Raw genomic sequence first — 21,977 nt, 5'->3', positions numbered from 1 at the left:
AAGCCCCGGTGCTAATGCAACTTTGTGCAACTCTCCTCTTGCCGGGACGTTTGTTCCACGCTAGCCTTCTCTTGCAAATAATTTGCAACTGCAGAAAGTGACCATGGATCAGCCGGCCCCAGTTTCCCTCGTGCAGAAGGCCGCATGGCGGCGCTCTTCGGACCTGCCCTCCCTGCCCGAAGTCAACCGCTCGATTGCCGTGCGGCCGGGATCGACGTGGCGACGGGCGGCAGCCTTCCTCGGGCCCGGCTATCTGGTGGCCGTGGGCTACATGGACCCAGGCAACTGGGCGACCTCCCTCGCCGGCGGGTCGAAATACGGCTATGCGCTGCTCTCCGTAGCGCTGATCTCCAACATCATGGCGATCATCCTGCAGTCGCTCTGCGCACGGCTCGCGGTTGCCACCGGCCGCGACCTCGCCCAGGCCTGCCGGGACGCCTATCCGAGACCTGTCGCCTGGGGGCTATGGCTGCTGGCGGAACTCGCCATATGCGCCACGGATGTTGCCGAGGTCATCGGCACGGCCATCGGCCTCAACCTGCTCTTCGGCATCCCGCTGGAGATCGGCGTCATCATCACGGCGCTCGACGTGTTCCTGATCCTGTATCTGCAGAATCTCGGCTTCCGCTGGGTCGAGGCCTTTATCATCACTCTGCTCGGCGTGATCGCCGTCTGCTTCGGCATTCAGATCGCTATGGCCGATCCGGATTGGTCCGGCGTGATCACCGGCTTTGCCCCGACGACACAGATCGTCACCGACCCGGATATGCTCTACCTCGCGCTCGGCATCCTCGGCGCGACCGTGATGCCGCATAATCTCTACCTGCATTCCGGCATCGTGCAGACCCGCGCCTATGGCGACACCCTCACTGAGCGGCGCGAGGCCCTGCGCTTCGCCACCTGGGATTCCACCATTGCGCTGATGTTCGCATTGACCATCAATGCATCGCTGCTCATCCTGGCGGCCGCCGCCTTCCACGGTACGGGACGCACGGAGATCGCCGAGCTCGGCGAGGCGCACACCCTGCTCCAGCCGATCCTCGGCAGCGCCATCGCGCCGATGCTCTTCGGCCTGTCGCTCCTGTGCTGCGGCCTGAACTCCACCGTGACAGCCACCATGGCGGGCCAGATCGTCATGGAAGGCTTCATCAACTTCAAGATGGCGCCCTGGATGCGCCGTCTCGTCACCCGCGGCATCGCGATCATCCCGGCCGCCGCCGTCACCATCGCCTATGGCGAGGGCGGCACGGCGAAACTGCTGATCCTGAGCCAGGTGGTCCTGAGCCTCCAGCTCCCCTTCGCCATCATCCCGTTGGTGACGATGACCGCCTCGAAAGCCAAGATGGGCGCCCTCGTCACCCCGCGCTGGCTCACAGCCCTTGCCGGCTTCATCGCGGTGGTGATCGTGGCGCTGAACGTGAAGCTGCTGGTGGATTTCGTCCTAGGGTGAGGAAGTCCTCCGGAACATCTGCCTGTCATCCCCGCGCAGGCGGGGATCCATAACCACGACATCTAGAGAATGGGTGACGAGCCTCACGCATCGTTCTGCAACGTTAGCGTTTATGGATTCCGGGCTCCGCTGCGCGGCCCCGGAATGACAGCGGAAGCGCCTCACTGAAATCAAAAATGCCTGGCACTAAGGCCGGGCATCGGGTTCTCTTAGAGGCGAGCCTCTTACGCGTCCTTCAAACGCCCCAACGCCTCTTCCATCTTCGCCTTGCGCGTCAGGGAGTCCTCGCGGCGTTCGCGCTGCTCATCGACCACCTCTTCCGGCGCGCGTTTGATGAAGTCCGTGTTCCCGAGCTTCGCGTCGATCTTAGCCACATCCACATCGAGCTTCTGGATTTCCTTGGCGAGGCGGGCGCGCTCGGCATCGAGGTCGATCACGCCCTCCAGCGGCAGGGCCGCCATTTCACCGCGGATGAGGAGCTGGATTGAGCTCTTCGGAGCCGTATCGACAAAGGAGATGTCGGAGATGCGCGCCAGGCGCTTCACGATATCGCCCCAGCGGCCAGCACGGGCCTGCACATCGGCTGAGGATGCCACGAGCACCAGCGGGATCTGCGCGCCCGCAGGCACGTTCGTCTCAGAGCGGGCGGATCGGATCTCGTTGACGAGATCCACCACCCAACCGATCTCGGCCTCAGCCTGCGGATCAATCAGATCATCGAGGTTGGACCACGGAGCGAGCGCCAAGATCGTCTCGCGCCTCGGACCCTCCTGCCCCTTCACCGCCCACAGCTCCTCCGTGAGGAAGGGCATTATGGGGTGCAGAAGCTTGCAGATCTCGTCGAGAATGAACGCAATGGTGGCGCGAGTCTCATCCTTTGCAGGCGAGTCCGCGCCCTGCAGCACGGGCTTGGAGAGTTCGAGCGTCCAGTCGCAGAACACGTTCCACACGAAACGGTAGGCTGCGCCTGCGGCTTCATTGAACTTGTAGCTCTGGATTCCCGAAGCGACCTCGTTGATCGCCTTGGCGCATTCGCTGAGCGCCCACTTGTTGAGCGTCTCCTTGACGGCCTTCGGATCAAAGCCCTCGGAGCGGCGGCACTCGTTCATCTCGGCGAAGCGGGCCGCGTTCCAGATCTTGGTCGCGAAGTTGCGGTAGTTCTCGACACGCTGGACCGACAGCTTGATGTCGCGCCCCTGGGCTGCCATCGAGGTCAACGTCATTCGCAGAGCATCGGCGCCGTACTGCTCGATGACGTCGAGCGGATCGATGACGTTGCCTTTGGACTTCGACATCTTGGCGCCCTTCTCGTCGCGGACGAGGGCGTGGATGTAGACGGTGTCGAAGGGTACTTCGTCCATGAAGTGCAGGCCCATCATCATCATGCGGGCGACCCAGAAGAAGATGATGTCGAAGCCCGTGACCAGCGTGTTGGTCGGGTAATAGCGCTTCAGCTCCGGCGCATCGTCCGGCCAGCCCAGAGTCGAGAACGGCCACAGTGCGGACGAGAACCACGTGTCGAGCACGTCCTCGTCGCGCTTGAGCACAACGTCCTTCCCGTGCTTCGCACGCGCTTCGGCCCGAGCTTCCTCTTCGCTCATAGCCACGTAGGCATTGCCCTCATCGTCGTACCAGGCCGGGATCTGGTGACCCCACCAGAGTTGGCGCGAGACGCACCAGGGCTCGATGTTCTCCAGCCACTGGAAATAGGTCTTCTCCCAGTTCTCAGGCACAAACTTGGTCTGGCCCTTGCGCACCACGTCGAGAGCCCGGTCGGCGAGCGGCTTCACGTTCACGTACCACTGGTCCGTGAGGTAGGGCTCGATCACCACGTTCGAGCGGTCGCCGTGCGGCACCACGTGGGTGTTCGGCTCGATCTGGACGAGGATCTCGCGCTCTTCGAGCATGGCGATGATGCGCTTGCGTGCCTCGAAGCGATCCAATCCATCGAGGGCGAGAACGGCCTTGAGATCGTCCGCCTGCGCGAGCCCATCGAGGAAGTCTTCGTTGCCGGCGAGCGCGAGTTGCGCTTCCGTGCCGAAGATGTTGATGAGCGGCAGCTTGTGGCGCTTGCCGACCTCGAAGTCGTTGAAGTCGTGCGCGGGCGTGATTTTCACCGCGCCGGTGCCCTTCTCAGGGTCGGAATACTCGTCGGCGACAATCGGGATGCGGCGTCCGACGAGCGGGAGGATCGCGAACTGGCCGATCAGGTCCTTGTAGCGCTCATCCTCCGGGTGGACGGCCACGGCCACGTCGCCAAGCATCGTCTCGGGACGGGTGGTGGCGACCGTGATGGAGCGGTCGGGCTGGCCGTCGATGGTATAGCGGATGTGCCAGAGATTTCCCTTCACCTCGACCTGCTGCACCTCGAGGTCCGAGATGGCAGTCTGGAACTTCGGGTCCCAGTTCACGAGGCGTTTGTCCTTGTAGATGAGGCCCTGCTTATAAAGGTCTACGAAGACCTTCAACACGGCCTGGGACAGGCCCTCGTCCATGGTGAAGCGCTCGCGCGACCAGTCGCAGGAGGCGCCGAGGCGCTGGAGCTGGCTCTTGATCCTGCCGCCGGACTCTTCCTTCCAATCCCAGACGCGGTTGATGAATTCCTCGCGGCCGAGGTCGCGGCGCTGGATCTGGCGCTCGGCCAACTGGCGCTCCACGACCATCTGGGTGGCGATGCCGGCATGGTCCATGCCCGGCTGCCAGAGCACGTCCTTGCCACGCATCCGCTCGAAGCGGCAGAGTATGTCCTGGATCGTGTTGTTGAGGGCATGCCCCATATGGAGCGAGCCGGTCACGTTCGGCGGCGGGATGACGATGGTGTAGGGGACAGCGTTCTTGCGATCCTCGCGGCCGGCCTTGAAAGCCTCAGCCTCCTCCCAGTGGGTGGAAATGCGTGCTTCGACAGCGGAGGGATCGAACGTCTTGTCCATCATGATAGATACCGGCCTGTTGGCGCGAACAACGCGCAAGCAAGACGGCTACAAACCGGACGGACCGGCCGAAGTCAACAGACGTGAGGCAATCTCAGCCCCGGCTGCGGGTCACCCGTTCGATTTCGGTCCGGACCAAGCGTTCGACCATAGAAGGAAGATTGTCATCGAGCCATGTTTTCAGCATCGGCCGCAGCATTTCCTTCATCAAATCCTCGACAGTCTGAGGCTGCGCGGGCCTGATCGTCTCGCTCAGGCGACTGAAGGCGCTGGAGACCGAGGCACTGGTCTCGCCGGACAGGAGCCTATCGGCGGCGGCTGGAGCTGGCTTGACCGCAGACTTCAGGACAGGCTCAGGCACGACGATCGATGCGGGCGACGGCTCTTCCGGTGTATCAAAGGCCTTCCAGTCGAGATCGGATTCCGCCTCGGGAGCATCGCCTCGGCTCCAGGGGCCCAGAAGCGGCTCATTGGGACTCGTGCCAATAAGGGGAGACACATGGAGTTCCGCAATGTCCAGCACGTTCTTCAGGGGTGAGGAACTCGGCTCCTGGGGTTCGGAGGACGGCGGAACCTCCTGGTCATCGGAGATGATCCGCCGGATGGAAGCCAAAATATCTTCCATCGATGGCTCGTTAACTTTCAGGCTCGATGAACCCATAGCCGCATCCAAATCAAATTACGCTAAGAATCACATTCTCATGAATGTTCGTTAAGTATTTTACTCAAGCTTTAAGAAAACAAGCAGGGCCAGAACTAAAAAGCTCTGGCCCCGAAACTTATCAACGACCGTCAGGTGTAGATGTGCCGATCCAGAGATCCTTGACCTGATCGTAATGGATCTTCGGGCTGTAGTGATTCACCTTCAGGGCAAGGGCGCGGGAGTGGAGCCGCCCCATGGCATTAACGAGGCTGTAGGAAGCAACCACCCGGTCGCGCTGCGCCTGAATGAGATTGACGCGGGCGGTGAGAAGTTCCTGCTGGGCATTCAGCACGTCGAGGGTCGTGCGCTGGCCGACGCGGGCCTCTTCGCGCACGCCATTGAGCGCGGTTTCAGCGGCATCGATCTGTGCCTGAGCCGCCTGGATCTGTGCGCGGGCAGCCTCCAGGCGCCCCCAGGACGACTGCACGGCAGCGCGGACTTGGTCACGAACCGAGTCGGCCTCGAGGCGACGCTGCCCAGCCTCCTCCTTGGCCTGCCGGGTGGCCGAATAAACCTGACCACCCTCGTAGATCGGAACTGTCAGCCGCGCGACCACGGAAGCGGAAAACGTTTGATCTCCAGCCGACTGACTAGAATAGCGCTGGTCCACGGAACCAGCCACGCCCAATTGCGGCGCTAGCGCACCCTGGGCCACCTTCACCTGCAACTCGGCCACATCCACCGCATGCTGACGCGCCTTGATCGCCGGATGCTCGTTCAGGGCGACCTTCACAGCTGCATCGACCGACCGCGGCGTCAGACTGTCCAGAGGCCGTCCGGGCGCCAGTTGCTGGGGCTCAACCCCAACGACTTGGCGATAGACGGCGATGCTGTTGCGCAGATTGGCTTCGGCCAAGCTGGCCTCGGATCGGGAGGCGGCAAGGCGAGCCTCCGCCTGGGCGACGTCAGTCCGAGTCACCTCGCCGACATTGAAGCGGTCTCGCGTCTGCCGCAGTTGCTCGTCAATGACTTCGACATTGTTGCGCTGCAGATCGAGGATGGCCGTATCACGCAGGACGTCCATATAAGCGGTCGCGGCATCGAGCAGAACGCTCTGCTCGCTTGTGTTGAGCTGTTCTCTCGAGCCGAGCACACCAGACTCGGCCGCGCGAACGCGGTTGCTGGTCTGAAATCCGTCGAAGATCGACTGATTGATCTCAACACCGAATCCCCGAGGGGTGATTATATTACTACTTCTTGTTGCCCCCCCAAACACGCCTTGTCTACTGGCATCTGTATAGGTCTGGCCGTAATCCGCCGTTGCATTGACCCGCGGGCGATAGCCCGATTTCGCCTGTGCGACGTCCTCGTCCCGAACCCGGACGCCAGCCCGCTGGGCGTTCAATTCTGGATTGTTGCCATAGGCGCGCACCAAGGCGCTCTCCAAGGTTTCAGCCGACACCCCGCTGGCGCCCATCAGCACGAGCACCGGGGTCATCGCCCCAAAGAGCAAGCGATACGTCTTCTTGGAATTCTTTTCGTTCACGCGCACCTGCCCTACCGATTCAAAGCCATCGACCGCCATCGAGGCCATTTTAGAAATCGTTCCGACTCAAAGCGCAACAATAACCAAGGGAACGGAGTCGGCAACAACGCGCTGCGTTCAATTCCATTTTTGCGCTGGAGTGGCGCAAAAAAGCGACACCGGGAACCCTGGAAATTAAGGACTTAGAAAGGATTAGAACGTGAATCCCGGGGCCTGAACGAAAGGCGCCAGCAGGGGAGCTGCCGCTTCGAACAGGGCACGCTCGCCGATGGCATCGCCCGTGCGCACGTACAGGGTCGCCCGGGCCGCACGCCCGCGGCCTTTCACGCAGACGAGACGCCCACCATCGGCAAGCTGCTGGAGCAGTGCCTCCGGACGAACCTCAACGGCGCCATTGATAAGGATGGCGTCATAGGGAGCATTGGCCGCATGGCCCTGATCCAGAGGGCCCGTCACGACGGTGGCGCTTCCTGCGCCGGCCGCGCTCAGGCTCTCTCGCGCGACACCGGCAAGAGCATCGTCGGACTCGAGCGCCGTCACCCGGGCTCCAAGCTCACTGAATACAGCTGATGCGTAGCCGCGGCCGCAGGCCACGTCGAGGACGCGGTCCCCCGACTCGATCCCGAGAGCCTGAACCAGGCGTCCCAGGATCATGGGGGAGAGCATGTAGCGCCGCTCGGCACCGTCGCCGACGAGAATGTCTTGATCGATATAGGCAAGCTCTTCACGGCCCGGGAGCACGAAAAGCTCGCGCGGAACCGTGTCCATCGCGTCGAGCAGAGGCATGTCGTTCACATCGAAAGTGCGCAGCTGGCCATCAACCATGATACGGCGCGCTTGAGCGAAATCGACCATCGACAGTGCCTTTAGAAATTGATGGAGGCCTCGCCCGGAATCGAACCGGGGTGCAAGGATTTGCAGTCCTCTGCGTAACCACTCCGCCACGAGGCCGTCCGGGGCGTGCCGCGAACGCGACGGCTGCTCCATAGCAAGCGTCCCCCCAAAGAGCAACAGGCCCTTTTGAACTCCGGCGCCCCAACAAGGGGGTTGCAACGCTCGAAACCCGTGCTATATGCCTCCCACCTCGCCGGGGAACGGTCTTTGAAGACACCACGGCGCTCAAGACGCTGACGTTTCAGCTTCTTTGGAGGTTAGGCTTATTCCGGCGTGGCGCAGCGGTAGCGCAGCGGACTGTTAATCCGTTGGTCGTAGGTTCGAATCCTACCGCCGGAGCCAACCTCCCCTCTGCCCCGATCACAAACTGTCGATCTTATTGCCTTACGGTGTCGCGTCCTGCAAGCGGGGCTGTATTGTGCCGCGATGAACAGCGATTCACATGCCCCCGTCCTCGTCTGGTTCCGCGACGATCATCGCCTGAGCGACAACCCTGCCCTGACTGCAGCGACAGCAACCGGGTCGCAGGTTCTATGCTTCTATGTGCTGGACGATGTCTCAGAAGGAATTCGCCCGCTCGGAGGCGCTGCCCGGTGGTGGCTTCACGGATCGCTGAAGGCACTTGGCGATGCTTTGGAGCACGCCGGCTCCAACCTTCTTATCCTAAGAGGCCCCGCGCTCGAGCAGGTCGAGAACGTCGTGCGGGCAACCGGCGCTTCGGCTATCTACTGGAATCGCCGCTACGGCGCGGCCGAGATCGCCGTGAACAGCGCCATCAAGGCGCGCTTAGCCGATCGCGGTATCAAGGCTCACAGCTTCAATGGCCGCCTTCTGCACGAGCCTTGGGAGATCACCAACCAAGCCGGCAAGCCGTTTCAGGTCTTCACGCCCTACCTCCGGGCCTTGAACGCCCGGTCCATCAAGCCGCCGGTTCCAGCGCAACGACGACTTAAAGGGGGCGTCTGGCCGCCGTCGATCCTCGATAAGGCCGTTCCACTGGCGGAGCTTGGCCTCGAACCCTCGTCCCCTGATTGGGCCGTCGGTATCAGGCAGGAATGGCAGCCGGGTGAGCACGCCGCTCAGGCCCGGCTCTCCCAGTTCATCGAGACGGGCCTGAAGGGCTATGCCAAGGGGCGGGACAGGCCTTCGCAGGCGGGGACCTCGCGCCTGTCGCCGCATCTGCGCTTCGGGGAAGTCAGCCCGCGGCAGGTTTGGCATTCGGTCATGAACGCGGCCGCCGCCGAGCCCGGCCTGGGGCAGGATTCGGAGAAATTCCTGAGCGAACTCGCTTGGCGCGACTTCACCCACCAGCTGCTCCATTTCCACCCTCATCTGCCGGACAGGCCGCACAGCAGCCGGTTCGAAAACTTCCCCTGGATTGAGGATCGCCCGGTCCTCAGGGCTTGGCAGAAAGGACTCACCGGCTACCCCATCGTCGATGCCGGCATGCGCCAGCTCTGGCAGACGGGCTGGATGCACAACCGGGTGCGCATGATCACCGCCTCCTTTCTGGTGAAGCACCTGCTGACCGACTGGCGCCGGGGCGAGGCCTGGTTCTGGGACACGCTCGTCGATGCGGATCCCGCCAACAATGCTTTCAGCTGGCAGTGGATCGCAGGCTCCGGTCCGGACTCGGCTCCCTTCCACCGGATCTTCAATCCGGTGACGCAAGGCGAAAAGTTCGATCCCGAGGGGGAGTACATTCGGACCTATGTGCCCGAGCTCGCGCAGCTGCCGCCTGCCTTCATCCACAAGCCATGGGAGGCTCCGTCTGCAGCGCTTCACGAAGCAGGCGTAGTTCTGGATGAGACCTATCCAAAGCCGATCGTTCCCCATGGCCCCGCACGGGAACGCGCCCTTGAGGCCTTTCGCAGCCTACGAGGCCTGGCATCCAAACCCTCCGCATGACATCGGACGATGAGAATGGCTTGACCCGCCGCGCGCGTTGCCGTCAGCATTGCCCTCGCCTTTTCCGATAGGGCCACGCCGCACTTCCAAATGTTGAGACGCTCATGACCACCACGCTGCTTTTCCGCGACGATGCCTATGCCACCTCCTGCGACGCGCGGGTTGTCGGAACCACGCCGGAGGGCGGCGTTATTCTCGACCGCACGGTGTTCTACGTCCAGGGCGGCGGGCAGCCGGGGGATGTTGGCGCGCTTGTGAAGGCCAATGGCGACACGATCGAGATCACCAACACCGTCTACGGCGCGGACCGCTCGCAGGTGGCGCATCTGGTCGGAGCCGAGGCGGCATCCCGGCTGGCGGAGGGCGATACCGTCTCCGTGCAGCTCGACTGGCCGCGGCGTCTCAAGCGCATGCGCGTCCACACGGCGCTTCATCTGCTCAGCGTCGTGCTGCCCTACCCGGTCACCGGCGGCTCTATCGGTGATGGTGACGGGCGGCTCGATTTCGACATCCCGGATGCAGGCCTCGACAAGAGTGAGATCACCGAGAAGCTGAACGCGCTCGTCGCCCGCGATGCTCCCGTCACCGAGCGCTGGATCACCGACGAGGAGCTCGATGCCAATCCCGGCCTCGTGAAAACCATGTCGGTGAAGCCGCCGCGCGGGTCCGGACGGGTGCGTCTGGTGGAGATCGAGGGAATTGATCTTCAGCCCTGCGGCGGCACCCATGTGCGACGCACAAGCGAAATCGGAACTGTTGTCATCACTGACATCGAAAAGAAGGGCAAGCAGAACCGCCGCGTTCGCCTGTCCCTCGCCGACTGAACCCTGTCTCCCATTCGAGAGGAGTGGCCCATGTCTCAACCCTTCGTGTCGACCGCATGGCTGCAAGAGCACCTGAACGATCCGAACCTCGTGGTTGTCGACGGCTCCTGGTATCTCCCGACCCAGAATCGGGATCCGCAGGCCGAGTACCTCGCGGGTCACATCCCCAGCGCGGTCCGGTTCGATATCGACACCGTGAAAGACACCTCGTCGTCCCTGCCCCACATGCTGCCCTTGCCAGAGGATTTCGCGAAGGCCGTGGGTGCGATGGGAATCAGCGAGGACATGACCATCGTCATTTACGATGGCGCCGGCCTGTTCTCTGCCCCACGCGTCCGCTGGACCTTCCAGGCCTTCGGCGCGCGCAACGTCTCGATCCTGGACGGCGGCTTTCCCGCCTGGAAGGCTGAAGGGAGGCCGGTCGAGACCGGACAGGAGCAGCCCCGTGCTCCCCGGACCTTCACACCAGCTTTCAACGCTTCCGCTGTTGCAGATGCAGCGGCCGTGCAGGAATCGCTGCAATCGAAGGCAGCCCAGGTGGTCGACGCCCGGCCGGCCGATCGCTTCAAGGGCGAAGCTCCCGAACCGCGCCCCGGCCTTCGCATGGGACATATTCCGGGCAGCCTCAACCTGCCCTTCGACCGGATCGTCGAGAACGGCCGGCTGAAGGACAAGGCGGGTCTCGAGAAGGCCATTGCCGAGGCCGGCATCGATCCCAGCCAGCCGGTGATCACCAGTTGCGGCTCCGGTGTCTCGGCCGCCATTCTCGGCGTCGCCTTCGAGGTCGCAGGCCGTCCTATCAAGGCGATCTATGACGGTGCCTGGGCAGAATGGGGCGCGCGGGAGGATTTGCCGGTGGCGACGGGACCGGCGAAGGAGGACTGAGATCCTCGATTGCAGCTTCACAAACGAACAAGGCCCCGAGATCGCTCGGGGCCTTTTTTGTTGTGGGATCCGCCTCAGTGCAGGATCTGAGACAGGAAGAGGCGAGTTCGCTCGTGCTGCGGATTCTTGAAGAACTCCTCCGGCGTATTCATCTCCACGATCTGCCCGTAATCCATGAAGATCACCCGATCCGCCACCTGACGGGCAAAGCCCATTTCGTGGGTGACGCACAGCATGGTCATGCCCTCATCGGCGAGCCCCACCATGGTGTCGAGCACTTCCTTCACCATCTCGGGGTCCAGCGCCGAGGTCGGCTCGTCGAACAGCATGATCTTGGGGCTCATGCAAAGCGAGCGGGCGATCGCCACGCGCTGCTGCTGGCCGCCCGAGAGCTGGCCCGGATACTTGTTGGCCTGCTCCGGGATCTTCACCCGGGTCAGGTAGTGCATGGCAACCTCCTCGGCCTCCCTCTTGGGCATCTTCTTCACCCAGATCGGCGCGAGCGTGCAGTTCTCCAGGATGGTCAGGTGCGGGAAGAGATTGAAGTGCTGGAACACCATGCCGACCTCCCGGCGCACCTCGTCGATGCGCTTGAGGTCGTCCAGCAACTCGACGCCGTCGACGATGATGCGGCCCTTCTGATGCTCCTCAAGGCGGTTGATGCAGCGGATCATCGTGGACTTGCCGGAGCCCGAGGGGCCGCAGATCACGATGCGCTCGCCGCGCTGAACGTTCAGGTTGATGTCGCGCAAAACGTGAAACTCGCCGAACCACTTGTGGACGTCGATCATCTCGATGGCAGGCTGAGCCTGCGGATCGATTGTGGTGGTGGGGATGTGCTGAGCAGACATTGTCGTTGCCATGAATGTTTACCGTTTCTGACCAGCCGCAAGGCGGCGCTCGACTCCGAGGGAATATCGCGACATGCCAAAGCAGAAGACGAAGTAGAACAGGGCCGCAAAAGCATAGCCCGTGAGGCCGATGGTGGGTGCCGCCCAGGCCGGATCGATGCGGGATGCCTCGATGGTCTTGACCAGATCGAAGATGCCCACGATCGCCACCAGCGAGGTATCCTTGAACAGGCCGATGAAGGTGTTCACGATACCGGGAATCACGATGCGCAGGGCCTGCGGCAGGATGATGAGCGACATCATCTGCGGGTAGTTGAGGCCCAGGGACATCGCGCCTTCGTACTGCCCCTTCGGCATGGCCTGAAGGCCGCCGCGCACCACCTCGGCCATGTAGGCGGAGGCGAAGAGTGCTGTGCCGATGAGCGGACGCAGCAGTCGATCCACCGTCATGTCGCCCGGCAGGAAGAGCGGCAGCATGGTGTTGGCCATGATCAGAACCGTGATCAGCGGCACGCCACGCACGAACTCGATGAAGATCACCGAGGCCATTCGCACGATCGGCAGCTTCGAACGGCGCCCAAGAGCCAGCACGATGCCGAAGGGCAGCGAGACCACGATGCCCACTGTTGCCACCAGCAGTGTCACGAGGACGCCGCCCCACAGGGACGTAGGAACATGGGCAAGGCCGAAATCGAGATCGACCAGGGCCAGCGTAATGCCGATCACCGCCACGATGCCGCCACCCAGGATGAGGGCTGGACGCAGGGAAGACTTGAGCAGAGCAGCCACGAAGGCGAAGAGCCCGATCACCAGCGCGCCGAAGATGGCGAAGCCGATCCAGAAGCGTCCGCTGAAGCTCTCGTTGCCACCCGTGAGCAGCACATAGGAGACAACCGGGAACAACCAGAAGAAATAGACAGCCCCCAGGTCCCGGCGCGGCGCCTTCAGCCACAGGAGCCACACGACGCCGATGGCCAGGAGGGCGAAGAAGATGTTCACCCGCCAGCGCTCCGAAATCGTGTAGGAGCCGTAGATGAAGTAGTTGAGCTTGTCCCAGATGAAGGCCCAGCAAGCACCGCTCTCGCTGCCGCCCGTGTCGGCGCGGCAGGCAGCCCGGTCGGTGCCGGTCCAGACGGCATCGATTATGAGGAACTTCATGAGCGGCGGAACGCTGACATACAGCAGGTAGAAAACCACCAGCGTCAGGATCGTGTTGAAGGTGCCGGAAAACAGATTCTCCCGAACCCAAGCGATAGGTCCGCGGGCCAGATTGGGCGGAGGCAGAGCCTCCACCTGTCTGGCGCGGACGAAAGTGGGAATATCGACGGCGGTGCTCATAGGATCTCCTACCGTTCGACGATCGCCACACGGCGGTTGTAGATGTTCATGATGAACGACGTCAGCAGGCTGATGGTCAGGTACACACCCATGGTGATCACCACGACCTCGATGGCCTGACCTGTCTGGTTGAGAACGGTTCCCATGAAGACCTGCACGAGATCCGGGTAGCCGATGGCGACCGCAAGCGACGAGTTCTTGGTCAGGTTCAGGTACTGGCTCGTCAACGGCGGGATGATGACCCGCATGGCCTGCGGAATCACCACCAGACGAAGAGTCTTGCCCGGCGGAAGACCAAGAGATCCCGCGGCTTCCGTCTGCCCTTTCGAGACCGCGAGGATGCCGGCGCGGACGACCTCGGCGATGAAGGCGGCCGTATAGGTGACGAGGCCGAGAAGCAGCGCCACGAATTCCGGCAGGATCTGCATGCCGCCGGTCAGGTTGAACGTGCCCTTGCGCGGAAGCTCAAAACTGATCGGATTGGCGCCGAGCAAAGCCAGCACGATCCAGGTGAGGATCGGCAGGCCGAGGACGAGAGCGAGCGTCACCTTGCCGACTGGAGATTGCCGACCCGTCTGCTCCTGCTGCTGCCTCGCCCAGCGGCGATAGATGAAGGTGCCGACCAAGCCGATGAGGAGAACGGCGACGAGGATCCCGATGTTGGACGCCCAGAGGGGTCTCGCCATGAACAGGCCGCGGGAATTCAGATAGAAGCCTGCGCCCATTTCTAGTGAATTGCGTGGCTGCGGCAGAGTGCCGAGCACGGCGATGTACCAGAACAGGAGCTGGACCAGCAGCGGGATGTTGCGCAGCGTCTCCACATAGACCATGGCGACCTTCGCCACCATCCAGTTCTTGGACAGGCGCGCGATGCCGACCAGGAAGCCGAGGAAGGTCGTGAAAAAGATGCCGATTGCCGAGACCACCAGGGTGTTCAGAAGGCCGACGATGAAGGCGTCACCATAGGTGCCGCCAGCCGCGCTGAACTGGATCAGGGTCTGGCTGATGTCGAAGCCGGCCGTGTTGTTGAGGAAGCCGAAGCCTGAGGCGATCTTGGCGCGCTGCAGGTTCTCGATAGCGTTCGTCGCGGCCACATAGAACAGGAAGATGATCGCGGCGACGAGTACGACCTGATAAAAAGCTCCACGAACCTTTGGATCGTAGAGAAACGATTTCTTGGGGGGCGATGTCTGACTGACAGCGGTCTGCACTGAGTTCATCCTCTGACGGCTCTCGATACCCGGCCGTCCTACCCTGTTCGTGCCCGGGTCAAGCGGCTTTTTTTATTGTTGACGTGTATTCTTGAAGGGCGCCCGGAAGATCCGGACGCCCTGTTTTGGATCGCTTAGCGAACCGGGATGCCGTATTGCAGGCCGCCCTTGGTCCAGAGCGCATTCTGGCCGCGCTTGATCTTCAGGCGCGAACCTTCGCCGACGTTCTTCTCGAACGACTCGCCGTAATTGCCCACGTGCTTGATGACGCGGACGGCCCAATCGTTGGTCAGGCCGACGGCCTCGCCGAACTTGCCCTCGGTGCCGAGCAGACGCTTGATCTCCGGATTGTCGGAAGTCTTCATCTGGTCTGCATTGGCCTTGGTCACGCCGAGTTCTTCAGCGTTCAGCATGGCCATGTGGGTCCAGCGGACGATGTCGCCCCAGTTGCTGTCGCCGTGGCGAACTGCCGGACCAAGCGGCTCCTTCGAGATGATCTCGGGCAGAACGATATGATCGTCCGGAGCCGAGGCGCGCAGACGCTCGGCATACAGGCCCGAGGCGTCGGTGGTGAAGGCGTCGCAGCGACCGGCGTCATAGGCCTTGAAGGTCTCGTCCGAGGTGGCGAAGGCCACCACTTCGTACTTCATGTTGTTGGCACGGAAGTAGTCGGCGAGGTTCAGCTCGGTGGTTGTGCCCTGCTGGGTGCAGATCGAAGCGCCGTTCAGCTCCTTGGCGGAAGAGACGCCGAGCTTCTTGCGGACCATGAAGCCCTGGCCGTCGAAGTAGTTGATGACCGGGAAGTCGAGGCCGAGCTGCGTGTCGCGCGACATGGTCGCGGTCGAGTTGCGGGACAGCACGTCCACTTCGCCCGACTGGAGCGCCGTGAAGCGGTCCTTGGCGGCGAGCGGGATATAGCGGACCTTGGTCGGATCGTCGAAGATCGCGGCCGCAATAGCGCGGCAGAGGTCGACGTCGAGGCCAGTCCAGCTGCCCTGGGCGTCAGGCTGGCCGAAGCCGGCGAGACCCGTGTTCGAGCCGCAGGTCAGAAAGCCCTTCTGCTTCACGCTGTTGAGCGTTGCCTGGGCCGAAGCGCCAGTGGCGAACAGGCTAGCCGTCAGACCGAAGGCAATCGATACGAGAGCCTTTTTCATGTTGGTATGTTCTCCCAATAGTTCCACATGACTCGACGGATCTTGGTGACCCCCCAGCCGAGCCTTGGTTAGACCGTTCCGCGCCGTCTCGGTCGAGACGGCATCGGGATCCATCAAATTCAATGATTGATCACTGGTCAAGTCTTGATGGAAGGCAATTCGTGCCTGACTTGACGCCAAAGGCTGGGCAGTCTCAGATCGGGGCCTCCTCAGCAAGCCCTTGAAGCAATGTCAAAGCTCCCCCCAAAGCCTGAAAACGTCTCGGAACGCACCCGCCTCGTCCATGCCGGAAGGCAGCCCTTCGACCAGCACGGATTCGTGAATACGCCGATCTACCGCGGCTCCACGGTTCTGTACCCCACGACCGACGACCTGCTGCACCGGCGCGGGCGCTATTCCTATGGAACGAAAGGGACTCCGACCACCAGTTCCCTCGAAATTGCCTGGACCGAACTGACCGGCGCCGCGGGAACGGTCCTGGCGCCTTCGGGCCTTGCGGCGGTCACAGTCGCCCTCATGTCCTGCTTCAAGGCCGGCGACCACCTGCTGATGACGGATTCGGTCTACCTGCCGACCCGGCATTTCTGCAACGGCATCCTCAAGAAATTTGGTGTGGAAACCACCTATTACGACCCGCTGATCGGTGCCGGGATCGAGGCTTTGCTCCGTCCGAACACGACGGCCGTGTTCACGGAGGCCCCGGGATCGCAGTCGTTCGAGATGCAGGATATCCCGGCCATCGCCGAGGTGGCGCACCGGCATGGGGCCGTGGTCCTCATGGACAACACCTGGGCGACCCCCTTGCTCTTCCCTCCGCACGAACGCGGCGTGGACATCGCCATCGAGGCCGGCACCAAGTATCTCAGCGGCGGATCGGACCTGCTGCTCGGCATGGTCTCGGCCAATGAGCACTGCTTCAAGGCCCTGCGCGACACCTATGATGCCTTCGCCATGTGCCCAGGCCCTGAGGATGTGTTCCTAGGGTTAAGGGGTCTGCGCACCATGGCACTGCGCCTTCGCGAGCACGAGAAGCAGGCTTTGCAGATGGCCCGCTGGTTCGAGGCCCGTCCCGAGGTGGCCCGGGTGCTCCACCCGGCGCTCGAGAGCTATCCCGGTTACGAGATCTGGAAGCGGGACTTCAAGGGTTCGTCAGGCCTGTTCTCGATCGTTCTCAAGCCCTGCTCAGACCAGGCACTGGCCGCCATGCTCGATGGCCTTGCCCTCTTCGGCATGGGCTATTCCTGGGGCGGGTTTGAGAGCCTCGTGATCCCCTTCAACTGCGCCAGCTACCGTACGGCAACCCGCTGGGAGCCCGGCGGACACGCCCTGCGCTTCCACATCGGGCTGGAGGATCTAGAGGATCTGAAACGGGATCTTGATGCAGGCTTTACCCGCCTGCGCGAAGCGGACTGACGGTCAAAGGTCGAGAATTGCAGACGCCAACGGGATAGAACCCGTCACGTCGGCAGCTCGGCCTCAGCCTTCCGCCGCTTGTCCTTGGCAATCAGCATCAGGTTGCGGATGTAGATGAAGATCGACAGGGTCTGGGGCAGGATGATGACGATGTCGCGCCGGGCAAAGCCGTAGACCATCGTCATCAGCCCGCCGGCGATGGACAGGAACCAGAAGCCTATGGGGATCACGCTCTTTTCCGCCTTTTCGCTCGCGATCCACTGGACAATGAAGCGCGCGCCGAAGACGAGCTGGGCCAAGACCCCGAAAGCGGCCCAGAGATCGAAGCGGGCGACGATGACGTCGTAGAAATAGAGGCCCAGGTCGTGGGACAGGCGCATCAGCATCAGACGATTTCCTGGGCAGCGGGAACGCGGCGGCGGCGCCGGATCAACCACCAGACCCCGGCCAAGTCAAGAATGCCCACCCACAGCCGGTCGAACATCCCGTAATTCGAGTGCCCCGCATGACGAGGCCGGTCGACCACGTCCACATGGGCGATCTGGTACCCCTCGCGCTTGATTAAGGCCGGCATGAAACGGTGCAGGGCGTCGAAATACGGCAGGCGCAGATAAACGTCACGCCGGAAGGCCTTGAGCCCGCACCCCGTATCCCGCGTGCCATCCTTGAGGATCCGTCCCCGAACGCCGTTGGCGACGCGGGACTGCCACTTCTTGTAGGTGCCGTCCTTGCGCCCGATCCTCTGCCCGGCTGCAAGGGCAACAGCCGGATCGTCGAGAGCTGCCACGAGCTGCGGAATGAAGGCCGGATCGTTCTGCCCGTCCCCATCCAGGGTGATCACGACAGGCGCACGGGCTGCCTGAACCCCAGTCCGGACGGCCGCGCTCTGGCCGCAGCTCGCCTCGTGGCGCATGAGGCGCAGCCACGGCCGCGTCGCGCGGGCGCTCAGGACCTGCTGCCCGGTATCGTCGGTCGAGCCATCGTCCACATAGATCACCTCGAAGGTGCCAAGCGCAGCGCAGGCCTGCTCGATCTCCTCCACCAGAGGGAGGATGTTGAGCACCTCGTTCTTGACGGGCACCACGACGCTGATGCGCGGGCTGGTGGAAAGGTCGGTCATCCGTCCAGGGCCATTCTCGGCCACCTCTTCGAAGGGCATGTTGGGCTCTAGAACCCGGTCGCGTAGGCCGCGATATCGACCTGCCGCCCGCTGTTGATATTGAATCCCTGAACCCTGGTCGAGAGCACGGGCTGCTGCCGCAGGCGCTCGTTCTCGACCTGGAATTCGCCCTCGAAGCGCTTGTCCACGAAGACGACGCGGCAGCCGCCCTGTCGCAGGAACCGGGAGGCCTCGGCTCCGCTGTCGAGCATGTCGAGGTTCGTGCCGGTCAGGAAGACGAGGCTGGGCTCCCGATAGCCGAGGGTCGCGACCTGCGGATTTCCGCAGGGCAGGTTGCGAGCCACTTCCGCGAGACGATCCGAAATCTTGAGAGAACGCAGGTCGAGCTGGGCGAAGCCGAACACGCCAATGGCCAGGAAGGCCGAAGATAGGAAACCGGCCCAGAGGGTCGGCACCATCCGGTTCTTCACGAAAAGCCACCAGGCTGTGAGGGCCAGGAACGACGAGATGACAAGCGCCGGCAGCGCGCGGAAGGGCGGCAGGCCATCGAAAGACCAGGCCACCGCCGACAGCCCGATAGTGAGGCCGACTGGAATGAACGGGATCAGCACCGTCGCCAGCTTCGCTGCCGGCCGATGAGGCCCCACGAAATGCCGGGCGATGGCCATCACCGTGATGATCGCCACCGCCGGAAACAGCGGCATCGTATAATGCGGCAGCTTCGTCGGAACCGCCTCGAAGATGACCCAGGACGGCACGATCCACGCGAGTGCGAAGGCCACCGGCTCCTCCCGGCGGTGGATCCAGGCGAAGGGAACCGCAATGGCGGCCAGGATGGCGCCGGGCCAGAAGGTCGCAAAGAACGAGAGCAGATAGAAGCCAGGCGGCGCCCAATGGTACTTCTGCGCCGTGCCGACCTTGCCGAGCATGTCCTTTCCGACGGAAGCCGCGAAGAACTCGCCGCCGCTCTTGATGGCGATGGCGACGAACCACGGCAGCACGATTGCAAGCGTGAAGAGAAGGCCGAGCCAGGGCCGCAGCGTCAGCAGCCAGCGGGCGGAGCGTTCCTTATAAGAGAGAACCGCCGCCGCGAGGCCGGCAAACATGAGGACCAGAGGCCCCTTGATCAGGATCCCGAGGGCAAAGCCGGTCCAGAAGATCAGGAGCGCCCGCCGCGGCAGGACACCGGCGCCCCGGCTCAGATAAGCCCGGGCAAGGCCTCCCATCACGGCCACCGAACAGGCGGTAAGCATCGCATCGGTCTTGGCGAGCCGCGCCTCGACCATAAGGATGACGCAGGTCGCCATCAGGGCGGCGGTCAGGAAGGCCCCTCGCCTCCCGAAGAAGGCAAGAGCCGCCCAGTAGGTCAGCAGGACCGTCGCGATGGCTCCGAACAGGGAGGGAATTCGGTAGAGCGCAATGGTGGTGTGCGCCTCTGGCACGCCCAAAGCCTCGCCGAGAGCGACGCTGGCGCTCTGAAGCCAATAGATGCCTACCGGCTTCTTGTGCCTGGCCTCATCCTGGAATCGGATGTCGACGAAGTCGCCCGTCTCCAGCATCTGCTTGGAGGCCTGGGCATAGCGCGGTTCGTCCCGGTCCATGGGCTGGAGGGTCGTGAAGCCCGGCAGGAAGCAGACGAGCGACAGCAGCACGAGCACGGCACAAAGCCGGGCATGGCTCCGCTCGATGACGCTCGTCAGTTGGGTCACGGAGAAGTGGCCCAAGGTCATCCGCTGCTGGGGGACAGAACCGTCCATCAATCACTCCGGAGGCGGGAAAGCCGTCGTGCCAGTAAGGGATTCCTATGGGCACAGGGCCGTCAAACCGCGTGATGTCCTCCAAACCCGCCGGGAAGTCAAATTGACGGAAGGTAGCGGCTTGCTCCTTTAAGGAACACGCGCGCTCAAGCCGGCATTGCAAGAGAGGTCTGGTTCAACCCTGGAGGAGCCCTATGAACAGGTCTGCCTGCTGGCTCACCGCTGCTCTTGTGGTGCTGCTCGCCCAGCCGGTTGCGGCCCTCGACCGGCCCGTCGTCTGGCGGGACGAGGATACCGGCTGCGCCTATCTGCTTACCCCGCAGGGCGGCATCACGCCCCGGCACCGGCGGGACGGAACCCTCGACTGCCCCGACGTGGCCGCCAGTACGGGGGTGGTCGAAAACATGGGCCGGGACATCGCGCGTGGCTTGGATGCCCTCCAGCGCGAGGTCGAGCGCCTGCGCGAGCGCTACAACAACCGTCCATAAGGCAATCGAGCACAGCTTGAGCCGTCGCCATGGCAGGCCCCGGCGGGTTCGATCCCTACAAGGATTGACCTCCGCCAGGGCTGCAGACTTATCGGAACCAGCCGAAATAGAGCCCCCAGAGGCTCGGCGACCGGATCCCACGCACCCGGCGGGCCGCCTCGTCGGCGCTCATCGATTCACCGCCATGGCATGAGCACAGGACGATATGGGCGTCGTGCTCGGAGATCTGGAAGAAATCGACGGCATCCCCGAATGTGTCGCTGCGCAGCCCGGCTTGCCGCAGAACGGGATCCGAATAGGCCACCGTGAGGGCAGATCCGTCGGCCCGCATGGCAAGGCGTTGGGCCTTGGGCTTCCATTCGATTTCGTCGAGGGTTTTGAGCTCCCGGTCGGGCTCCCGTTCCAGGAGTTCGATCCAGCGATCCAGGCGTTCCCGTTTCGACAGAACCGGAGCCTTGACGTCTTCAGGGGCCTTCAGGTCGGCGACGCTACTGAGTTCGGAAAGAGGCCTGTGTTCCATGCTCCCCTCCTTGGCAGAAGAGCGGTTTCGAGCCACCCAGCTACAAGCTCAACCTTGGAGCACATGGAAAAGTTCGAGGAATGGGCTGTGGAGTACCGCTGATATTTTGGGCAAGCGCATATGCGCTTGCTGTGCCCGTCTTAAGGCCGCACGTCGGGCAGGAGGTCAGAATATATAGGCTTCAGCGAAAGCCCGACGCCTGGGCGGCATCGGGCGCGATAGGTCAAGCAATTGCCGAGTGATCGTGATCGGCAGTCCTGGGTGTCCCCATGAGCTCGGCCAGACGATTGCGGGCGCGGTTCACGCGGCTCTTGATCGTTCCGACTTTCACCCCCAGCGCTTCGGCGGCATCCTCGTAGGACATGCCTTCGGCACCAATGAGGATGATGGCCTCGCGCTGCTCCTGAGGCAGCTTGTCGAGTGCCGAGGAGAGGTCCTGAAGGGCGAGCTTATCCTCCTGGTCGGGAATCGCGATCATGCTGGCGGCATGGGTCCCGTCCCCGTCCTCGACCTCGCGGCTGGTCTTGCGGTGGGTCGAGTAGAAGCCGTTGCGCAGGATCGTGAATAGCCAGGCCTGGAGATTGGTGCCGGACTCGAAGGTGTCCTGCTTGGTCAGGGCCTTGAGCACCGTATCCTGCACCAGATCCTCTGCCTGATCGACCTTTCCGGTCAGCGAGAGGGCGAAGGCGCGCAGGTTCGGCAGCGCGTCCATCACACCGTTGACGAATTCCTGATCCACAGGCTCCGTGTGGGCACGGATGACCTGGGCGACGCGGTCGACCAGCCGCGCGAGGTCGCGCGGCAGCTTGTCTTCAGCGGGGTCGCCGTAAAGGGCCCGCAACTGCTTTCCGAGATGCAGCCGGACGTTGGCGCTCAGCGCAGCCGCCGGGGATGGCGCATCAGAATGGGTCGGGTGAGACTGGTTGTTCGATTTCTCGGGCATGGGCAATATTTGGGGCATGCCCCCAGGTTTTAAATATCCTGGCGACGATTCGACCGTGAGATTTTTTATAGTCGAGCCTCTGGATTTTATTGCTCATGTGCA

At 62.9% G+C, this 21,977-nt stretch carries 19 protein-coding genes and 2 tRNA genes; 7 read left to right on the top strand and 14 right to left on the bottom strand.

Annotation, left to right across the window (positions count from 1 at the left end; all coding sequences use genetic code 11):
* The first annotated feature begins 103 nt into the window (after positions 1-103).
* Positions 104-1,450 carry an Nramp family divalent metal transporter gene (locus VB618_RS08910; protein WP_329796269.1) on the top strand — a complete coding sequence of 449 codons (1,347 nt, stop codon included), beginning with the start codon at positions 104-106 and terminating at the stop codon, positions 1,448-1,450.
* Positions 1,451-1,674: 224 nt separating this feature from the next.
* Here the strand turns inward: VB618_RS08910 and VB618_RS08905 are convergent, their stop codons facing one another.
* From VB618_RS08905 to VB618_RS08885, 5 genes are all read right to left on the bottom strand, one after another.
* Positions 1,675-4,383 (bottom strand): valine--tRNA ligase, encoded by a 2,709-nt coding sequence (locus VB618_RS08905; protein WP_329796268.1) that lies wholly within the window; start codon positions 4,381-4,383, stop codon positions 1,675-1,677.
* A gap of 91 nt (positions 4,384-4,474) precedes the next feature.
* Entirely contained in the window at positions 4,475-5,005 is a 531-nt protein-coding gene (locus tag VB618_RS08900) for a PopZ family protein (protein WP_329796267.1), read from the bottom strand.
* Between the two features lie 157 nt (positions 5,006-5,162).
* Complete coding sequence (locus tag VB618_RS08895) at positions 5,163-6,608, bottom strand: TolC family outer membrane protein (RefSeq protein WP_442931740.1); 1,446 nt, start codon at positions 6,606-6,608, stop codon at positions 5,163-5,165.
* A gap of 153 nt (positions 6,609-6,761) precedes the next feature.
* Positions 6,762-7,424 carry a protein-L-isoaspartate O-methyltransferase family protein gene (locus VB618_RS08890; RefSeq protein ID WP_329796266.1) on the bottom strand — a complete coding sequence of 221 codons (663 nt, stop codon included), beginning with the start codon at positions 7,422-7,424 and terminating at the stop codon, positions 6,762-6,764.
* A 22-nt stretch (positions 7,425-7,446) separates the two neighbouring features.
* Positions 7,447-7,520: transfer RNA gene (locus VB618_RS08885), tRNA-Cys, on the bottom strand.
* A gap of 210 nt (positions 7,521-7,730) precedes the next feature.
* On the opposite strand from VB618_RS08885, the gene VB618_RS08880 reads away from it, so the two are divergent.
* The 4 genes from VB618_RS08880 (at position 7,731) to sseA (ending at position 11,080) form a co-directional block, all read left to right on the top strand.
* Positions 7,731-7,805: transfer RNA gene (locus VB618_RS08880), tRNA-Asn, on the top strand.
* Between the two features lie 84 nt (positions 7,806-7,889).
* Complete coding sequence (locus VB618_RS08875; protein ID WP_329796265.1) at positions 7,890-9,371, top strand: cryptochrome/photolyase family protein; 1,482 nt, start codon at positions 7,890-7,892, stop codon at positions 9,369-9,371.
* Positions 9,372-9,475: 104 nt separating this feature from the next.
* On the top strand, positions 9,476-10,195 hold the full coding sequence (locus VB618_RS08870; protein WP_329796264.1) for an alanyl-tRNA editing protein: 720 nt from the start codon (positions 9,476-9,478) through the stop codon (positions 10,193-10,195).
* Between the two features lie 30 nt (positions 10,196-10,225).
* A complete protein-coding gene (gene sseA / locus VB618_RS08865; RefSeq protein WP_329796263.1) occupies positions 10,226-11,080 on the top strand; it encodes a 3-mercaptopyruvate sulfurtransferase in 855 nt (284 codons plus the stop codon).
* Between the two features lie 74 nt (positions 11,081-11,154).
* Here sseA and VB618_RS08860 read toward each other — a convergent pair whose 3' ends face one another.
* From VB618_RS08860 to VB618_RS08845, 4 genes are all read right to left on the bottom strand, one after another.
* Positions 11,155-11,871, bottom strand: a complete 717-nt coding sequence (locus VB618_RS08860) for an amino acid ABC transporter ATP-binding protein (protein ID WP_442931739.1) — start codon at positions 11,869-11,871, stop codon at positions 11,155-11,157.
* Between the two features lie 78 nt (positions 11,872-11,949).
* On the bottom strand, positions 11,950-13,269 hold the full coding sequence (locus tag VB618_RS08855) for an amino acid ABC transporter permease (protein WP_329796261.1): 1,320 nt from the start codon (positions 13,267-13,269) through the stop codon (positions 11,950-11,952).
* 8 nt (positions 13,270-13,277) lie between these two features.
* Positions 13,278-14,489, bottom strand: a complete 1,212-nt coding sequence (locus tag VB618_RS08850; RefSeq protein ID WP_329796260.1) for an amino acid ABC transporter permease — start codon at positions 14,487-14,489, stop codon at positions 13,278-13,280.
* A 125-nt stretch (positions 14,490-14,614) separates the two neighbouring features.
* Positions 14,615-15,634, bottom strand: coding sequence for an amino acid ABC transporter substrate-binding protein (locus tag VB618_RS08845; RefSeq protein ID WP_329796259.1), 1,020 nt, complete (start codon positions 15,632-15,634; stop codon positions 14,615-14,617).
* Positions 15,635-15,862: 228 nt separating this feature from the next.
* Here VB618_RS08845 and metC point away from each other — a divergent pair, with 228 nt between their 5' ends.
* Positions 15,863-17,047: a cystathionine beta-lyase gene (gene metC, locus VB618_RS08840; protein ID WP_329796258.1), complete on the top strand. Its 1,185-nt coding sequence runs from the start codon at positions 15,863-15,865 to the stop codon at positions 17,045-17,047.
* A gap of 44 nt (positions 17,048-17,091) precedes the next feature.
* Here the strand turns inward: metC and VB618_RS08835 are convergent, their stop codons facing one another.
* From VB618_RS08835 to VB618_RS08825, 3 genes are read right to left on the bottom strand one after another with little or no spacing between them, the layout of a single operon-like run.
* Entirely contained in the window at positions 17,092-17,433 is a 342-nt protein-coding gene (locus tag VB618_RS08835; protein WP_329796257.1) for a lipid-A-disaccharide synthase N-terminal domain-containing protein, read from the bottom strand.
* Positions 17,433-18,167 carry a glycosyltransferase family 2 protein gene (locus tag VB618_RS08830; protein ID WP_329796514.1) on the bottom strand — a complete coding sequence of 245 codons (735 nt, stop codon included), beginning with the start codon at positions 18,165-18,167 and terminating at the stop codon, positions 17,433-17,435. The genes VB618_RS08835 and VB618_RS08830 overlap by 1 nt, the downstream gene beginning before the upstream one ends.
* A 47-nt stretch (positions 18,168-18,214) precedes the next feature.
* Entirely contained in the window at positions 18,215-19,924 is a 1,710-nt protein-coding gene (locus VB618_RS08825; RefSeq protein ID WP_442931720.1) for an ArnT family glycosyltransferase, read from the bottom strand.
* A gap of 194 nt (positions 19,925-20,118) precedes the next feature.
* Here VB618_RS08825 and VB618_RS08820 point away from each other — a divergent pair, with 194 nt between their 5' ends.
* A complete protein-coding gene (locus tag VB618_RS08820) occupies positions 20,119-20,412 on the top strand; it encodes a hypothetical protein (RefSeq protein ID WP_329796256.1) in 294 nt (97 codons plus the stop codon).
* A gap of 88 nt (positions 20,413-20,500) precedes the next feature.
* Here the strand turns inward: VB618_RS08820 and VB618_RS08815 are convergent, their stop codons facing one another.
* The gene (locus tag VB618_RS08815; protein WP_329796255.1) at positions 20,501-20,932 is read right to left on the bottom strand and encodes a hypothetical protein; all 432 of its coding nucleotides are present in this window, start codon (positions 20,930-20,932) and stop codon (positions 20,501-20,503) included.
* A 223-nt stretch (positions 20,933-21,155) separates the two neighbouring features.
* Entirely contained in the window at positions 21,156-21,875 is a 720-nt protein-coding gene (locus tag VB618_RS08810; RefSeq protein ID WP_329796254.1) for a sigma-70 family RNA polymerase sigma factor, read from the bottom strand.
* Positions 21,876-21,977 lie beyond the last annotated feature (102 nt).

Source organism: Microvirga sp. CF3062 (genome assembly GCF_036314045.1).
In the GTDB taxonomy this organism is placed as follows: Bacteria; Pseudomonadota; Alphaproteobacteria; order Rhizobiales; family Beijerinckiaceae; genus Microvirga.
The sequence above is the reverse complement of the archived record's forward strand: the minus strand, read 5'-3'. Positions and strand labels throughout refer to the sequence as shown.

What these genes read in the sequence shown, in the direction of transcription:
- VB618_RS08820 (WP_329796256.1), top strand. Translation starts at nt 20,119, where the DNA reads ATGAACAGGTCTGCCTGCTGGCTCACCGCTGCTCTTGTGGTGCTGCTC.
- VB618_RS08810 (WP_329796254.1), bottom strand. Translation starts at nt 21,875, where the DNA reads ATGCCCGAGAAATCGAACAACCAGTCTCACCCGACCCATTCTGATGCG.
- VB618_RS08850 (WP_329796260.1), bottom strand. Translation starts at nt 14,489, where the DNA reads ATGAACTCAGTGCAGACCGCTGTCAGTCAGACATCGCCCCCCAAGAAA.
- VB618_RS08910 (WP_329796269.1), top strand. Translation starts at nt 104, where the DNA reads ATGGATCAGCCGGCCCCAGTTTCCCTCGTGCAGAAGGCCGCATGGCGG.
- VB618_RS08860 (WP_442931739.1), bottom strand. Translation starts at nt 11,871, where the DNA reads ATGATCGACGTCCACAAGTGGTTCGGCGAGTTTCACGTTTTGCGCGAC.
- metC (WP_329796258.1), top strand. Translation starts at nt 15,863, where the DNA reads ATGTCAAAGCTCCCCCCAAAGCCTGAAAACGTCTCGGAACGCACCCGC.
- VB618_RS08905 (WP_329796268.1), bottom strand. Translation starts at nt 4,383, where the DNA reads ATGATGGACAAGACGTTCGATCCCTCCGCTGTCGAAGCACGCATTTCC.
- VB618_RS08830 (WP_329796514.1), bottom strand. Translation starts at nt 18,167, where the DNA reads ATGACCGACCTTTCCACCAGCCCGCGCATCAGCGTCGTGGTGCCCGTC.
- VB618_RS08835 (WP_329796257.1), bottom strand. Translation starts at nt 17,433, where the DNA reads ATGCTGATGCGCCTGTCCCACGACCTGGGCCTCTATTTCTACGACGTC.
- VB618_RS08870 (WP_329796264.1), top strand. Translation starts at nt 9,476, where the DNA reads ATGACCACCACGCTGCTTTTCCGCGACGATGCCTATGCCACCTCCTGC.
- VB618_RS08900 (WP_329796267.1), bottom strand. Translation starts at nt 5,005, where the DNA reads ATGGAAGATATTTTGGCTTCCATCCGGCGGATCATCTCCGATGACCAG.
- VB618_RS08875 (WP_329796265.1), top strand. Translation starts at nt 7,890, where the DNA reads ATGAACAGCGATTCACATGCCCCCGTCCTCGTCTGGTTCCGCGACGAT.
- VB618_RS08890 (WP_329796266.1), bottom strand. Translation starts at nt 7,424, where the DNA reads ATGGTCGATTTCGCTCAAGCGCGCCGTATCATGGTTGATGGCCAGCTG.
- sseA (WP_329796263.1), top strand. Translation starts at nt 10,226, where the DNA reads ATGTCTCAACCCTTCGTGTCGACCGCATGGCTGCAAGAGCACCTGAAC.
- VB618_RS08855 (WP_329796261.1), bottom strand. Translation starts at nt 13,269, where the DNA reads ATGAGCACCGCCGTCGATATTCCCACTTTCGTCCGCGCCAGACAGGTG.
- VB618_RS08845 (WP_329796259.1), bottom strand. Translation starts at nt 15,634, where the DNA reads ATGAAAAAGGCTCTCGTATCGATTGCCTTCGGTCTGACGGCTAGCCTG.
- VB618_RS08825 (WP_442931720.1), bottom strand. Translation starts at nt 19,924, where the DNA reads ATGGACGGTTCTGTCCCCCAGCAGCGGATGACCTTGGGCCACTTCTCC.
- VB618_RS08815 (WP_329796255.1), bottom strand. Translation starts at nt 20,932, where the DNA reads ATGGAACACAGGCCTCTTTCCGAACTCAGTAGCGTCGCCGACCTGAAG.
- VB618_RS08895 (WP_442931740.1), bottom strand. Translation starts at nt 6,608, where the DNA reads ATGGCGGTCGATGGCTTTGAATCGGTAGGGCAGGTGCGCGTGAACGAA.